Origin of the sequence: Nocardiopsis sp. JB363 (assembly GCF_900143625.1) — a bacterium.
Taxonomy (GTDB): domain Bacteria; phylum Actinomycetota; class Actinomycetes; order Streptosporangiales; family Streptosporangiaceae; genus Nocardiopsis.
On the sequence record NZ_FRFF01000037.1, the window covers coordinates 13,143 to 27,610 of the forward strand.

The following is a 14,468-nucleotide window of genomic DNA, read 5'->3' on the forward strand; positions in this document are numbered from 1 at the left end:
CAAATCGCACAGGCACGGACATGCGTCACTCACGTCACGAATAGGCCACGACCCTGTGGTAAGGTCCGTGGCTGTAAACGACCCCGGTGAACCGAGATCCCACAAGCCACGGCGGCCCCATGAAAAAGGGCCCCAGGCGAGGATCCGGACCGGCCGTCACCTCCGGCGCGGTTCGCCGGGGAATGACCGTCGACACCGGTGGGTTCTCAAGACCAGAGGGCCGTATCGACGTCGGTCCACGACGCACCCCGCCGAACCCGGGTCCGTCGAGCACCGATCCGCACAGCCCTCGATCATCCATCATGGCCGATGACGAGCATCGCTCCAGGAACTTTCGGGCCGGGCCCGGGCGTTCCATGAGTGCCGTGCTTTTCTGAGCAAACCTGGCGAGAAAGGCGTTTCCTCCCCCGGCATCCGGTCCGGGGTACCACGCAAGGAACTAGATGAACCATCAGCTTGGCTCACGCGGCAACGCAACCAAAGCACCGGTCACCACACGTCCCCGGTGGGACGACCCGTGGTCCGCCTCGCCGACCCATCGGGCCGGGCCCGAGTACGCCGGAGTCGCAATGCCCGACCTGACCATCGCTTCCGCCCTCCACCAGTCCGGACTCGTCCTGATTCTGGACGGGGAGATCGACATGGCCACCGAGGCGCACTTCCAGGACGCCACCACGGGGGCTCTGACCACTCAGCCGTTCGGCCGCGTCGTGCTGGACTGCACCGACCTGCGTTTCATCGACTCCAGCGGACTGCGCGTCCTCATCCGTGCGCACAAGTTCGCCAAGGAGCAGCGGGCGTTGCTGGTGATCGCCGCCGCCCCACCACGGGTCCTACAGACCCTGCGCATCACGTCCCTGGACACCCGCATCCCGGTGTTCGGCTCGGTCTCGCAGGCGCTCGCCGCGCCACAGACCGCCTGACGAGAGCGCACCTTTGACGCTGAGAAGGCCCCGCGAACGCGCCGCGGGGCCCTTTGCTATGGGAACAGGAGCATCCACACGCCCAGGGCGGTGACGGCGAGGTTCACCAGCAGGAACACCATCACCCACAGGGTGCCGGGCAGACCGGTGAGGCGAGCGAGCTGGTCGGCGTCGGACTGCGGTGAGGGCTGACGCATCCGTTGGCGCTGCAGCTCGATGACGGGACGCACACCCGCGAAGAGCAGGAACCAGATGAACAGGTAGGCGAAGGCCGCCTGGACCTCGTGCGGAGTGAACCAGCTGACACCGAAGACCACGGCGCCGGTGACGACGATGGAGATCACGCCGTAGAGGTTGCGGATCATCAGGAGCATGGCGGCGAGCACGACGATGCTCAGCCACAGCAGCGCGGTGATGCGGCCGGACATCAGCATGAGGATGCCGAGAAGGCCGATGACGGTGGGCGCGACGTAGCCGGCGAACACCGTGAAGATCATGCCGATGCCGGTGGGCTTACCTCGGGAGACCGTCACCCCGGAGGTATCGGAGTGGAGGCGGATCCCGGTCAGCTGACGGCCGCTGACCAGCGCCACCAGGGCGTGCCCGCCCTCGTGCGCGATCGTGACGACGTTGCGCGCCACCCGCCAGGGCGGACCGAGCAGTACGGCCGCCAAGGCGATCGCGGCCGCCGTGACGATGATCCACTGTTCCGGGTCGGGCTGGACGGACAACACGTCCTGCCACACGTCACCGAAGCTCGTTGCACCCACTGGTCTCCCGACTTCCACATCGACCGTCGTCAAAGAGCCCGCACTTGCCGACGCCTCGGTGGCCGGGGGGCGAGGGGATTCGCGGGCCCTTGCCGAACTTTAGGTCATTTCAGGGGGTGCCGAGACGGCCACGGGACCCGCTCAAGCCTGTTCGACCAACCGCTTGAGGCGCACCAGGGTCTCCTCGATCCCACGCGCGTTCCGGGCCGGAGCACCGGACAGGACGTAGAAGAGCGTCTGCCCCCTCGTGTAGTCGAAGGTCTCCGTGACGCGGGTCCGCCCCGGATCCACCTCCTCCAGCTCGTAGCGCCAGCGGTGCGACCCCGCGTGCTTCCAGGCGATGAGTCGGTCCTCCTCGAACTCCACCACCTGGTTGGTCATGCGGTAGGGCAGCCCCGCCATCCGCATGTCCATGCCGAACTCCGAGCCCGACTCCAGTCGGTCAGGGCCGAAGACCGCACCGCGCACGGTGCCTGACCCGTCCAGATCCGGGTGCCGGGCGGGGTCGGCGAGCAGATCGAAGATCCTCTTGGCCGGAGCATCGACCACGACGCTCCGCGCCACCATGTGTTCAGCCATGCACGCATCATGTCACCGACGCGGGATCACGTGGACCTCGGCCGGGGAGGAACCCGTCACCCCCGCACGTCGTGGCGTTCCACCCCGGCCGACGCACCGTCGACGGACACGTGCAGCACCCAGAACGAACCCTTGCGCAACCCCCGTTGTCGGGGCAACGGCGCACCCATCCGGGTGAGCGCCTCGGTGATCAGCTCCGGGATCAACTCCCCGTGGGTGCACACCACCGTGGGAAGCCCCTCGTCGAGGATGCGCGCGAACCCCTCCCCGGCCTCCTCCACCTCGTATCCCCCGCCGCCCCGGCCCACCGTGAAGGCGCGTTCGGTACGCATCGGCGCGTCGCACTCGACCGTGTACGGCAGCAGCGACTCGGTGCAGCGCGCCGTCGCCGAGGAGACCACGCGCGGGTTCCCGTAGGCGTTGAGCATCCGTGGCAGGGCCAGGGCGTCGGCCCGTCCGACCTCGTCGAGCGGCCTCAGCAGGTCGCTGCCGGGCCAGGAACGCTTATCCCCCGCGGACAGGTGCCGCAGCAGGATGATCGGGAAGGTCTCGGCCGGTCCCGCCCGGAAGTCGTCGATCACCTGGACGTCGTGGTCGTGGGTGAGACGTTCGCGAGCCTCCCCTACGGGCACCCACTCGACGTCCTCGACCTCCAGGAGGCGCTCCGAGGTGGCCGCCCACCACTCCACTCGCCGGGGCCGACCGTCCTTGAGGTGCTGCCGTGCCGGCAGCCGGCGGCCGAGCACGGGGGGCAGTCCGGTCTCCTCCTCGACCTCGCGGACCGCACCGATGATCGGGTGCTCGCCGTTCTTCAGCTCGCCCTGGGGCAGGGTCCAGTCGCCGCGTTCGGGGCGACGGACGAGCACGACCTCACGATCGCGTTCACCGTCACGCCACAGGACGGCGCCGGCGGCCCTGACGGTGCCCGGGTTCACGCTTCCACCCTCCTCGGGTGACGATCACCGAGGAGGGTCTCCTGGAGGTCGATCAGCCGACCACCCTCCTCGTCGTGGGTGACGCGCTCCCACGTCCCGTCCGGTCGCAGATGCCATGAGGAGGTGGTGTCGGCCATCGCCAGGTCCATCAGACCGACCAGGCGCCGGCAGTGTTCGGCGTCGGTGACGCGCACCAGTGCCTCCACACGGCGGTCCAGGTTGCGCGGCATCAGATCGGCGCTGCCGATCCACACCCGGGGTCGCCGCCCGTTGGCGAAGACGAATACCCGGGAGTGTTCGAGGAAACGGCCGAGGATGCTGCGGACCCGGATGTTCTCCGACAACCCCGGCACCCCGGGGCGCAGGACGCAACTGCCGCGCACCCACAGGTCCACGTCGACCCCCGCCCGGGAGGCCCGGTAGAGGGCGTCGATGATCTCCTCGTCCACCAGCGAATTGACCTTGACGCGGATGCGCGCGGGTTCACCCTCGACCGCGTTGGCGATCTCGGTGTCGATCTGCCGGAGCAGGCCCGGACGCATCCCGGACGGCGCCACCACGAGCCTCCGGTAGTTCCTCTTGCGGGAGAACCCGGTGAGGCTGTTGAACAGGTCGCTGACGTCCTCGCCGACCTCCGCGGCGGCGCTGAACAGTCCCAGGTCTTCGTAGATACGGGCGGTGCTCGGGTTGTAGTTGCCGGTGCCTATGTGGCAGTAGCGGCGCAGCGGGCCGTCGTCGTCCTGTCGGATGACCATGGAGAGCTTGCAGTGGGTCTTGAGACCGATCACCCCGTAGACCACGTGGCAGCCGGCCTCTTCCAGCTTGCGGGCCCACTGGAGGTTGTTCTGCTCGTCGAAGCGGGCCTTGACCTCGACCAGGACCACGACCTCCTTGCCCTCGCGGGCCGCTTCGATGAGCGACTCCACGATGGGCGAGTCCCCGCTGGTGCGGTACAGGGTCTGTTTGATCGCCACGACCTTCGGGTCGGTGGCGGCCAGCGCGAGGAAACGTTCGGTGGTGGTGGCGAAGGACTCGTAGGGGTGCTGGACGAGGACCTCGCGTTCGCGGACGGTGGCGAACAGGTCTCCGGAGGTCAGTGCCGACGGTTCGACCGGGACCATCGGCGGGTAGCTCAGGTCGGGGCGGTCGGCGTCGGCGATCTGGGAGAGTCCTGCGAGGTTGAGCGGTCCGGGGACTCGGTAGATCTCCTCTTCCTCGGCGCCGAGTTCGTCGGTGAGGATCGTCAGGACCTCGTCGCTGATGGTCTGTTCCACCTCCAGTCGCACGAGCGGTCCGAAACGGCGGCGCAGGAGTTCCTTCTCCAGGGAATGGACGAGGTCGTCGGTCTCGTCCTCGTCGACCTCCAGGTCGGCGTTGCGGGTGACGCGGAAGGCGTGGTGTTCGACCACTTCCATGCCCTCGAACAGCAGGGGCAGGTGCGCGGCGATGATGTCCTCGACCGGCACGTAGCGACCACCGCCGTTCGCGGTGAGTTCGATGAAGCGCGGCAGGGATCCGGGCACCTTGATCCGGGCGAACATGCGACGGGCGTCGTCGGGGTCGCGGACGGTGACGGCCAGGTTCAGCGAGCGCCCCGAGATGTAGGGAAACGGGTGCGCCGAGTCGACGGCGAAGGGCGTCACCAGGGGATAGATGGAGCGGCGGAAGCGCCCGTGCAGGTACTCGCGTTCGGCGGTGTCCAGTTCGTTCCAGCGGACGATGCCGATGCCCTCCTCCGCCAGGGCCGGGGCGACGCTCTTCTCCAGGCAGGCGGTCTGTCGCAGCATGAGGTCGTGCGTGACCAGGGAGACGCGTTCCAACAGGTCCTTGGGATGGTGACCGCTGGGGGACGCCACCGGCAGTCCGGTGGCCAGGCGTCGTTTGAGCCCGGCGACGCGGACCATGAAGAACTCGTCGAGGTTGTCGGAGAAGATCGCGAGGAACCGTGTCCGTTCCAACAGCGGGAGGTCCTCGTCCTCGGCGAGTTCGAGAACACGCTGGTTGAAGCGGAGCCATCCCTCCTCACGGTCCATGAACCTGTCGGGGGGAAGTTCGGTGGTGTCGGGTTCCGCCGGCGCCGGCGCTGTTTCCATGCTCACAGGTGACGGACCCCCCCTCTTCCATGACCGCGATGAGACCCTTATTGGCCATATGTACCCATATGACCGATTCAGATGCCGACGTCCAGTTCGGGCGGCAGGATGAGCACGAATATCGCCATGCGCAACAGGACGTTGAGCCAGGTGTTGCGATAGCACGTCCACAGATAGCCGTAGAGCACGCTCGCGGTGGCGTAGGTCAGCATGGACAGGCCCGTGTCGTGCACCAGATCCGTCCCGGTGAGCTGGGACACCGCGTCGTAGGGCTGGATCAGCGCGTAGGTCGACGCGAACACCACGGATGTGGCGATGATGCCGCCCCAGCGCCCCAAGAGGATCTCCAGCCGGGTCTGCATCATCCCGCGGAAGAAGATCTCCTCGCAGACCGCGATGACGGCGAAGGCGAGCAGCATGGCGTACAGGGTGAGCGACGGCTCGGGCAGCCCGATGTAGGGCACGATCAGGTACCCGATCACCACCGTCGCCCCGACGACCGGGATCAGCCCCAGCCAACGCCAGGGTTCTCTCACCTTGAGCGCGACCGCGGGCATGAAGGTGCCTTTGCCGTCCAACGTGAGACCGGAGCGGTCCATGATCAGCAGGGGAATCGCGAAGAGGAACAGCAGCCGGGACACCAGGGACACCGACATCGATAGGTCCGTGGCGGTCCCGGTCTCCTCGCCGTAGATGTCGAGGACCCTGGAGAGCAGCACCATCGACAGCACGAAGCAGACGATGAGGAGTAACTGCCAGGCGAGTTCCCGGTTGAGCGGATGGCCCTCCATCGCGCCCCGTACCCGCTGGTCCAATCGCTCCCGTTGCCCCAACGACCAGACCAGGGCCCAGGACATGAGCCCGGCGAACAGCATCGGCGCCCAGGCGATCAAGAACAATACGGACTTGTCATCGAAGACGTCGTCCCGCAGGACCGGATGCGCGAGAAGCGGCCCGAGGACGAGGACCACCGCGACCGCGATCGTCCATGTGAGCCCCCATCTTCGCACCATGGTCACAAGAGTCCCCCTACCTCAGAACACTCATTCTGCCCCAGGGGAAACTAAAAGCGACTTAATGACTACGGTATGTCGTTGCCGGGAATGACCTGCGCGGGCACACCGGCGACCACCAGGAAAAGGGCGCCGCCCCGGCCGTCGTAACGGTCCGGAGCGGCGCCCCGCAAAGCCGATGAGGCCCCTACTGGCTCTCCAACACCGACTTGAGGAAGGACTTGGTCCGCTCCTCCTTGGGGTCCCCGAAGATCTGATCCGGGTGCCCCGCCTCGGCGATCTGACCCTTGTCGAACATCAGGACGCGGTGCGAGACGTCGCGGGCGAAACCCATCTCGTGGGTCACGCACAGCATCGTGATGTCGGTGGTCTCGGCCACCTCGCGCAGCACATCGAGCACACCGGCGACCAGTTCCGGGTCCAGGGCCGAGGTGACCTCGTCCAGGAGCAGGATCTCCGGTCGCATCGCCAGCGCGCGGGCGATCGCCACGCGCTGCTGCTGGCCACCGGACAGCTGGGTCGGATGGGCGTCGATCTTGTCGCCCAGACCCACCAGCTCCAGGAGTTCCTCCGCCCGCTGGCTCGCCTCGTCCTTGCCGAGGCCGAGGACGTTGACCGGCGCCTCCATGATGTTCTTGCGAACGCTCATGTTGGGGAACAGGTTGAACTGCTGGAACACCATGCCGATGCGCTTGCGCCTGGCCCGCAGGTAGTTCTCGCTCGCGGGGACCATTCCGGAGCCCTTGTTCATGTGGCTGAAGGGCTCGCCATCGACCCAGATGTGGCCCTCGGTGACCTTCTCCAGCGTCATCAGCAGACGCAGGATGGTGGTCTTGCCCGAACCGCTCGGCCCGATGAGCGTGACACGTTCACCGGGAGCGACCCCGAAGTCGAGGTGGTCCAGGACCGTGAGGTCACCGAAACGCTTGACCACCTGATCGAAGACGATCAGATTGTTCGCGGCGTGGCCGGCAGCGTCGCCATCGACACCCGGTGCCGTCGTGTTCTCTGGGGTATCAGACGGCGACATATCGCTTCTCCAGTCGTCGGATCAGAATCGCGGAGGGGATGCTCACGACCAGGAACAGGAACCCGACCAGCGTGAACGCCTCGACCATACGGAAGTCGGCGCTGCCGACCCGCTGGGCTTCGGTGAGCAGCTCTGCCACACCGATGGCGAACAGCAGCGGGGTGTCCTTGAACATGGCGATGAGGTAGTTCCCCAGTGCGGGGATGACCTTTCGGATCGCTTGTGGAAGGACGATCGCGCCCCAGGTCCGGTGGGCGGGCAGGCTGAGTGCCCGTGCCGCCTCCCACTGGCCCTTGGCGACCCCCTCGATCCCCGACCGGTACACCTCGGCGGTGTAGGCCGAGTAGTGCACGCCGAGGACCAGGACGCCCACGGTCATGCCGGAGACCGTCGAGGGCGCCAGAAGGAAGACGAACACCAGCTGCATGACCAGCGGCGTCGTACGGATGAACTCCATGACGAAGTGCAGGATCGATCCGAAGATCGGAACTCGCCGCGCCATCGAGATGACCAGGCCCAGGACAAGGGCCATCAGGTAGGCGACGACCGTGATCTGGACGGTCGTCCACAGGCCGCCGAGAAGGTCGGGCAGGACCTCGAAGGTCCACTCGAAATCCCAGATGTTCACTTGGCCACCCCCACCTTGGTCCCGATCGTGGGAGCACGCAGCAGGGAGAGGAGCCCCTGTCCGCCGGACGGTATCCGCCCGAGCTTCCGGTTGGCACGACGTTCGAGCAGTCGCATACCGAGGATGAGCACCTGCGCGATCAGGTAGTAGAGAATGAGCGCGCCGCTGTAGGCGACGACCGTCTCACCCGTGGCCTCGCGCAGTTGCTGCGCGACGGCGGCCAGGTCGGCGACACCGATGAGGTAGGCCACGGCCGTGGCCTTCATCAACTCGATGACCAGGTTGCCGAAGGTCGGCAGCATCTGGGCCCACGCCTGTGGGACCACGACCAGGCGCATCCGCTGGAACCAGCTGAAGTTCAGTGCGACGGTCGCCTCGATCTGCGACTTGGCGACCGCGTTGATCGACGAACGCACGACCTCCGCGCCGTAGGCGCCGACGTTCAGGCCCAAGGCCAGGATGGCCGCGAACCGGTCCTCCAGCTGGAAGCCGGTGGCGATGGGCAGCGCGTACGCCATCCAGAACATCAGCACCAGGGCCGCGATCCCGCGGAATACCTCCACGTAGATCGTGGAGACGGCCCGCGGAAGCCAATGCCCCACCGAACCCATGATTCCGAAGACCATGGCGAGGACGAACGCCAGGGCGGCGCCGCCGATGGTGAGTTGAACGGTGACCCAGGCTCCGTCGAGGAACCTGGGCAACCGTTCGATCAGGAAGTTGATCTGTTCCAAGAGGGATCAGCCCCCGCAGAGCTCGGAGGTGCTCGTACCGTCCGGCAGGTCGTCCTCGGTGAAGCCCCACTCCTCACCGAGCTCGAGCAGGCGACCGCTCTCGGTGAACTCGGCGATGACGCGGTTGATCTCCTCCAGCAGTTCGGTCTCGTCCTGGCGCACACACAGACCGCCCCAGCCCTTCTCCTCATTCCCGTCCATGACGGGGAAGAAGGGCTCGCTGACGTCGAAGTCGCCGCCGCGTTCCTGGATCAGGTAGTGGTGGGACACGCTCAGCATGGAGACGGCGTCCACACGACCGTTCTCCAGGAGCTCATAACCGGCGGTCTGGTTACCGATGAGCTCCATCTGGCCTTCAGGGACCCCGAAGTACTCGGCGTAGGTCTGCTCGACCGATCCGTTCAGCACGGCGAGCTTGAGGTCCGGGTTGTCGGCGAAGTCCTCGAAGTGCTGGATGTTCTCGGGGTTGCCCGCGGCGACCATGAAGGCCTCCGGGGAGGTGGCGGTCGGTTCGGTGAACGCGACCTGCTCGCATCGTTCGGGGGTGATGAACACACCGGCCGCGAGGACGTCGAAGCGGTTGGCGTTCAGACCGGGGATGAGACCGTCCCAGTTGACCGGGGAGGCCTGGATCTCGGGAACACCCAGTTCCTCGAAGACGGCCTGGGCCACGGCGGGCGACTGGCCCGCCGGGTCACCGGCGTCGTCGACGAAACCGAAGGGGATCTCGTTGGCGAGGCCGACCGCGACGAAGCCCTGCTCGCGAAGACGTTCCAGGAGCGACCCCTCGCCTTCGCCGTCACCGCCGCCGCCGTCATCGACCCGGCTGCACGCCGCGAGGCCGGCCGTCGCGAGCCCCACCCCTCCCAGACGGAATGCGTCTCGGCGGCCCCAGGTTCCCCGCCCACGCGCTGGTCCCTGATTCTTCACGACTGCTCCTCGAAGGTTCGAGAGCGGAGTCTCCGCCGAAGGACAGGGCGGAGACACCGCACATTCGGATGGTGGATCGCCTCAAGTGGCTGCTGCCGCGGGTCCTGCCCGCGACCCAGACCGTCAGCCGGGTACACGGGAGAACGGCGCTGGTACGGAGTCTCTTCTCCCCTGACCAGCCCTGCAGTAACTGAACATGTTTAGTCCGTTATGCACTGGTTATGAGTTGTGCATCGTCGGGCCACCGGACCGTAAGGCCCGGTCAAGCCGGTCACCTGTAAGGGGTGACTATGGGTCCTTATGCCCGTCACCCTGGGCTTCCTACCCAAGAAACGCGATGGGCGGGGGCCGAATCCGGCCCCCGCCCATCGACGAGGTCTTGTGGCGACGCCGCTCGGGCGCCCGCCTCCTAGTCCTCCACGACCACCGGGTAGACGCCGTTCTCGTCGTGGACCTCACGCCCGGTCACGGGCGGGTTGAACACGCACAGCACCCGGAAGTCGGTCTTGGGACGGACCGTGTGCTTCTCGTGGCCGTTGAGCAGGTAGAGGGTGCCCGGCGTGATGATGTGCTTCTCGCCGGTCTCCTCGTTGGTCAGCTCGGCCTCGCCCTCGATGCAGTGCACGAGCTCGATGTGGTTGGCGTACCAGAACGTCGACTCGGTACCCGCGTACAGCACGGTCTCGTGGAAGGAGAAGCCGACCTTCTCCTTGGCCAGGACGATCCGACGACTGCGCCAGTTCTCGGTCTTGATGTCGGCGTCGGTGTCGTTGACCTCGTCCATGCTGCGAACGATCACTTGGGGCTCCTTAACGTTCTGATGCGCGTGAATATGCGCTGGTTACACGGTACGGGGCCGGCCAACGTCCCCGTCGGGAAACGTCGACCGGCCCCGTGGTATCTCGGTGGTCGGTCCACCGGCCGTTCAGGCCGGATACGAAGGACCTAGGCCGCCTTGGCGCCCTTGACGGCGGCCCGAGCGGCGTCGGCCATGATGTCCAGGCCGGAGGTGAGCTCCTCCTCCGTCATGGTCAGCGGCGGCAGGAGCTTGGCGACCTCGTCCTCGGGACCGGAGGTCTCCAGGAGCAGGCCACGCTCGAAGGACTCGGCTGCGACCTTCTTGGCGATGCCGTCCTCGGCGTCGAAGGCCAGACCGCGGGCCAGACCGCGACCGCGGACGTGCGCGCCGAACTCGGCGTGCTCGGCGGCCATCTCGGACAGGCGGGCCTCGACCATGGCGCCCTTGGCCAGGGTCTCCTGGGCGAAGGAATCGTCGCTCCAGTAGCGGCGCAGGGCCTCGGTACCGGTGACCATGGCCGGGTTGAAGCCACGGAAGGTGCCGTTGTGCTCCCCGGGCTCCCACACGTCCAGCTCGCGCTTGAACAGCGTGAGCGCCATCGGCAGGCCGTAGCCGCTGATGGACTTGGACAGGGTGACGATGTCCGGGACGATGCCGGCCTCTTCGAAGCTGAAGAACTCTCCGGTACGGCCACAGCCCATCTGGATGTCGTCCAGGATCAGCAGGATGCCGTATTCCTTGCACAGGGCGGACAGTCCACGCAGCCAGTCGGCGCTGGCGGCGTTGATGCCGCCCTCACCCTGGATGGACTCCACGATCACGGCGGCCGGGGCGTCCAGGCCGCTGCCGCTGTCGTCGAGCAGGGTGCGCAGCCACAGGAAGTCCGGGGTCTTGCCGTCGAGGTAGTTGTCGAACGGCATGGTCGCCACGTGGTCCAGCGGGACGCCGGCGCCGCCGCGCTTCATGGAGTTACCGGTGACGGCCAAGGCGCCCAGGGTCATGCCGTGGAAGCCGTTGGTGAAGTTGATGATGGTCTGGCGACCGGTGTACTTACGCGCCAGCTTCAGAGCGGCCTCGACCGCGTTGTTTCCGGCGGGGCCGGGGAACTGGACCTTGTAGTCCAGTCCCTTGGGTTTGAGGATGACGTCCTCGAAGGTTTTGAGGAACTCCCGTTTCGCCACGCTGTACGCGTCGAGGCTGTGGACGATGCGGTCGTCCATGAGGTAGTCGATGAGCGGCTTCTTCAGCTCCGGGTTGTTGTGCCCGTAGTTGAGCGAGCCGGCTCCGGCGAAGAAGTCCAGGTAGGGCTTGCCACTCTCGTCGTATACGTGAGCTCCGACCGCCTTGTCGAAGACGACCGGCCAGTTACGGCAGTATCCGCGGACTTCGGATTCGAGGCGCTGGAAGGTCTCCATCGTGATGTTCCTTGGTTCCTTTCCCCAACTTCGTGGGCTCATGGCTTAGACGAGGGGTGTGGGACAGGATCGCGTTCGATCCGGTGCGGACGGTCAGACGTCGGTGTTGTCGCTCGTGGACCCGATGGGGCCGATACGTACGAGGTCCTCGGGTTCGTGGGGCTCGTCGCCGCCGGACGGGAAGTGCTCTTCGGTGAAGAGGGGACTCCACACGTCCTCAGTACCCCAATTGCGGGCAAATGACGCAAATAGGGCACGAGAGGCGGCGTTGTCCGGGGTGACGGTCGCTTCGAGGTACTGCACACCCTGATCGGCGAACGTGTCGCCGATGAAGTCGAGCATCCGGCGGGCCAGCCGCTGTCCGCGGTACGCGGAGTCGACGGCGACCTGCCAGAGGAAGTAGGTGTCCGGGCTGTCGGGACGGACGTAACCGGTGACGTAGGCCGCCACCCGGCCGTCGGTGTCCCTGGCCACGACGCTGGTCGCGGCGAAGTCCCGGCACCACAGCGTGTAGGCGTACGGGGAGTTCACGTCCATCCCCGTCTCGCCGGCCAACCGCCACATGTGCGGCCCGTCCTCCGGGGAGGGGTGCGTCAGACGCACGCCCTCGTGGCCCGCGTCCTCGGCGGTCCGGTGGCCTTTGGCCCCGTCGTCGTTTCGGTCGCGTGCTTGGAGGTTCGTTCGTTGTTGTGGCACGTCGACCGAATTTAGCGAACGAAGTTCAAAGATGTTTCAGCGAGATTCCGCGCAGATGTTTGGAGAGATCGAGAACGGGTATGGCTTGTCTATTTAGCAGCGCATAGTCGACCTGACCTGTGCTTTCGGGTGAGGTTCGAACATGGCCGAACACCCTGGTCATGCCTTGTTCAACAGGGGGTTCGGCCCCCGTGAAGGTCCCGGCTCCCCCGGGGTGAACCCCCGCCTCTCAGCGGGCCGCTGACAGGCCTCGGGGTCAAACATAGAGCCTGGGGAAGCAATTTTAAGCGTGCGTTAAGTCACATCAATTCGGTGGGAAGCTCGCGACATAACGCCCGCGGGGCCCTGCGTCGCACCTCACACGGCATGCGCCTGACTTCTCGCTACCCGTTGTACGCAGGCGGAATCCCCCGCCACACGGGCGACACGCCGATTGTCATCTCCTGCCCGGCTCGCCCCACTCGCTTGACGCCGGCGTGGGCACAAGGCCCCTGGTACGGACGAACGTCCTTGATCATTCACGGATTTTGGAGCAGACTCTGTGTAGTACGACCTCATGTAGTACTACAATTGGTCGCAACGCTTCGCCGCAGCCTGCCGAGGTCAAGAGCCTCTGGTCGGCCGCGCGACGACGAACTTCGCTCACCTCATCGCGACCACAAACGCGATGGGGACCAACGTCCAGGGATCGGAGGCGCCCGTGAACCGCCTGTATCACGACAGTGAGGACTGGGTCGAGCAGGGCAACTGCCGCTCGTACGACCCTGAGATCTTCTTTCCGGTGAGCAGCACCGGGATCGGTCGCGTCGACACGGAACAGGCCCTCGCCGTCTGCCGCAGTTGTACTGTTCGCCCGGAATGCCTGCGGTGGGCTCTTCGCGCCGGAGAGGCGCACGGAGTCTGGGGTGGAACCACCCCCGAGGAACGTCGCTACATGCGCCGCGAACTCGTACCGGCCGGCTAGGTACTGTTCCCAGGAGACAGGCGGGGCCGCCGGGCGCACCGAGCGCTCGGCGGCTTCCCTGTGTCCGGCCGGCTCCTCCCGCCCCCGTGGGTCTTGCGGCCCTAGGGGGCACGGCTTAGGTTCGGTAATCGTGCGACCCGCTCACGGCACCCTTCGACTCACGCGTACGGCGCTCCTCGCCGGCGCGTGCACAGGGCTTGCCTGGGGCGGCCACAACCTCTGGTCGGACACACCCGCCGGGGTCGGAGGCTTCCTCCTGGCCACGGCGCTCCTGACCGGACTCCTGTGGCATTTCACCAGGATCATGCGGGGCTTCGGCGACGTCTTCGCCGCCATGGCCCTCGTCCAGGTCGCCCTGCACCTGCTCCTCCAGATGACGGCGGGCCCCGAGCTCCATTCCGTGGGCGCCGACCACGGCGGTCACGGGCTGCTCACCCACACACTCGGCCTCACGCCGGGCATGTTGTTCGCACACCTGTGGGCCGCCCTGCTCGCCGCCGCGCTGCTCGCGCACGGCGAGTCCGCGCTGTGGTTCCTCAGCACCGCCGTCTCCCGGGCCCTGCCACGGCCCCTACGCGTCCACGGACTCCCGTTCGGCGCACCCGGGCGGGCGCACTCCGCGCCCCTGCCCACCGCACCCTCTCCACCCGCGCCCACCGCGCACGGGCCCCGCGGGCCTCCCGGTTCGCCCGCGCCCCTCCTCCTGCCGTCGTAGTACCCCGGTACTCGACGTCACGGGGCAACCCCGAGAGCCCGGACGCGCACGGTAGACCGTGCCGCCGGGCGCGAACCACACCCGAACGGCCCGAGAGAGAAGACCCATGTCGAGAACACGTACCGCCGCCCTGATCACCCCCCTCGCCGCGGTGGCCCTGCTGTTGGCCCCCACCCCCGCCCACGCCCACGACGTGCGCACCCCCACCGCCCCGGAGGGCGGCACCACCCAGGAGGCGATCCCC

The 14,468-nt window shown here is 66.9% G+C and carries 15 protein-coding genes; 3 read left to right on the forward strand and 12 right to left on the reverse strand.

What is annotated here, in order from left to right; all coding sequences use genetic code 11:
* Positions 1-569 precede the first annotated feature (569 nt).
* Positions 570-923: an STAS domain-containing protein gene (locus BQ8420_RS05920; protein WP_087096797.1), complete on the forward strand. Its 354-nt coding sequence runs from the start codon at positions 570-572 to the stop codon at positions 921-923.
* A 56-nt stretch (positions 924-979) separates the two neighbouring features.
* On the opposite strand, the gene BQ8420_RS05925 is transcribed toward BQ8420_RS05920, so the two are convergent.
* The 12 genes from BQ8420_RS05925 to ectA all read right to left on the reverse strand — a co-directional run bounded on the left by BQ8420_RS05925 (position 980) and on the right by ectA (position 12,452).
* Entirely contained in the window at positions 980-1,669 is a 690-nt protein-coding gene (locus BQ8420_RS05925) for a M50 family metallopeptidase (protein WP_087096798.1), read from the reverse strand.
* Positions 1,670-1,834: 165 nt separating this feature from the next.
* Positions 1,835-2,272 (reverse strand): SRPBCC family protein, encoded by a 438-nt coding sequence (locus BQ8420_RS05930; protein ID WP_087096799.1) that lies wholly within the window; start codon positions 2,270-2,272, stop codon positions 1,835-1,837.
* A gap of 56 nt (positions 2,273-2,328) precedes the next feature.
* Positions 2,329-3,207: an NUDIX hydrolase gene (locus tag BQ8420_RS05935; protein WP_087096800.1), complete on the reverse strand. Its 879-nt coding sequence runs from the start codon at positions 3,205-3,207 to the stop codon at positions 2,329-2,331.
* Positions 3,204-5,300 carry an RNA degradosome polyphosphate kinase gene (locus tag BQ8420_RS05940; RefSeq protein ID WP_087096801.1) on the reverse strand — a complete coding sequence of 699 codons (2,097 nt, stop codon included), beginning with the start codon at positions 5,298-5,300 and terminating at the stop codon, positions 3,204-3,206. The genes BQ8420_RS05935 and BQ8420_RS05940 overlap by 4 nt, the downstream gene beginning before the upstream one ends.
* Positions 5,301-5,377: 77 nt before the next feature.
* On the reverse strand, positions 5,378-6,313 hold the full coding sequence (locus BQ8420_RS05945; protein ID WP_200815820.1) for a CPBP family intramembrane glutamic endopeptidase: 936 nt from the start codon (positions 6,311-6,313) through the stop codon (positions 5,378-5,380).
* Between the two features lie 187 nt (positions 6,314-6,500).
* Entirely contained in the window at positions 6,501-7,343 is an 843-nt protein-coding gene (ehuA, locus tag BQ8420_RS05950; RefSeq protein WP_087096802.1) for an ectoine/hydroxyectoine ABC transporter ATP-binding protein EhuA, read from the reverse strand.
* Complete coding sequence (ehuD, locus tag BQ8420_RS05955; protein ID WP_087096810.1) at positions 7,330-7,965, reverse strand: ectoine/hydroxyectoine ABC transporter permease subunit EhuD; 636 nt, start codon at positions 7,963-7,965, stop codon at positions 7,330-7,332. The genes ehuA and ehuD overlap by 14 nt, the downstream gene beginning before the upstream one ends.
* A 2-nt stretch (positions 7,966-7,967) precedes the next feature.
* Positions 7,968-8,696: an ectoine/hydroxyectoine ABC transporter permease subunit EhuC gene (gene ehuC / locus BQ8420_RS05960; RefSeq protein WP_200815823.1), complete on the reverse strand. Its 729-nt coding sequence runs from the start codon at positions 8,694-8,696 to the stop codon at positions 7,968-7,970.
* A gap of 15 nt (positions 8,697-8,711) precedes the next feature.
* The gene (gene ehuB / locus BQ8420_RS05965) at positions 8,712-9,566 is read right to left on the reverse strand and encodes an ectoine/hydroxyectoine ABC transporter substrate-binding protein EhuB (protein WP_087096804.1); all 855 of its coding nucleotides are present in this window, start codon (positions 9,564-9,566) and stop codon (positions 8,712-8,714) included.
* A gap of 478 nt (positions 9,567-10,044) precedes the next feature.
* Positions 10,045-10,434, reverse strand: a complete 390-nt coding sequence (locus BQ8420_RS05970) for an ectoine synthase (protein WP_087096805.1) — start codon at positions 10,432-10,434, stop codon at positions 10,045-10,047.
* 146 nt (positions 10,435-10,580) lie between these two features.
* Complete coding sequence (gene ectB / locus BQ8420_RS05975; RefSeq protein WP_087096806.1) at positions 10,581-11,849, reverse strand: diaminobutyrate--2-oxoglutarate transaminase; 1,269 nt, start codon at positions 11,847-11,849, stop codon at positions 10,581-10,583.
* Positions 11,850-11,942: 93 nt separating this feature from the next.
* Complete coding sequence (ectA, locus tag BQ8420_RS05980; protein ID WP_087096811.1) at positions 11,943-12,452, reverse strand: diaminobutyrate acetyltransferase; 510 nt, start codon at positions 12,450-12,452, stop codon at positions 11,943-11,945.
* Positions 12,453-13,245: 793 nt separating this feature from the next.
* Between ectA and BQ8420_RS05985 the strand changes: the two genes are divergently transcribed.
* Complete coding sequence (locus tag BQ8420_RS05985; protein ID WP_087096812.1) at positions 13,246-13,509, forward strand: WhiB family transcriptional regulator; 264 nt, start codon at positions 13,246-13,248, stop codon at positions 13,507-13,509.
* Between the two features lie 130 nt (positions 13,510-13,639).
* Positions 13,640-14,224 (forward strand): copper resistance protein, encoded by a 585-nt coding sequence (locus tag BQ8420_RS05990; RefSeq protein ID WP_087096807.1) that lies wholly within the window; start codon positions 13,640-13,642, stop codon positions 14,222-14,224.
* Positions 14,225-14,468 lie beyond the last annotated feature (244 nt).

Bases quoted from the DNA above. Each gene is read 5' to 3' on its own strand.
- BQ8420_RS05940 (WP_087096801.1), bottom strand. From the start codon at position 5,300: ATGGAAACAGCGCCGGCGCCGGCGGAACCCGACACCACCGAACTTCCC.
- BQ8420_RS05920 (WP_087096797.1), top strand. From the start codon at position 570: ATGCCCGACCTGACCATCGCTTCCGCCCTCCACCAGTCCGGACTCGTC.
- BQ8420_RS05945 (WP_200815820.1), bottom strand. From the start codon at position 6,313: ATGGTGCGAAGATGGGGGCTCACATGGACGATCGCGGTCGCGGTGGTC.
- BQ8420_RS05930 (WP_087096799.1), bottom strand. From the start codon at position 2,272: ATGGCTGAACACATGGTGGCGCGGAGCGTCGTGGTCGATGCTCCGGCC.
- ectB (WP_087096806.1), bottom strand. From the start codon at position 11,849: ATGGAGACCTTCCAGCGCCTCGAATCCGAAGTCCGCGGATACTGCCGT.
- ehuA (WP_087096802.1), bottom strand. From the start codon at position 7,343: ATGTCGCCGTCTGATACCCCAGAGAACACGACGGCACCGGGTGTCGAT.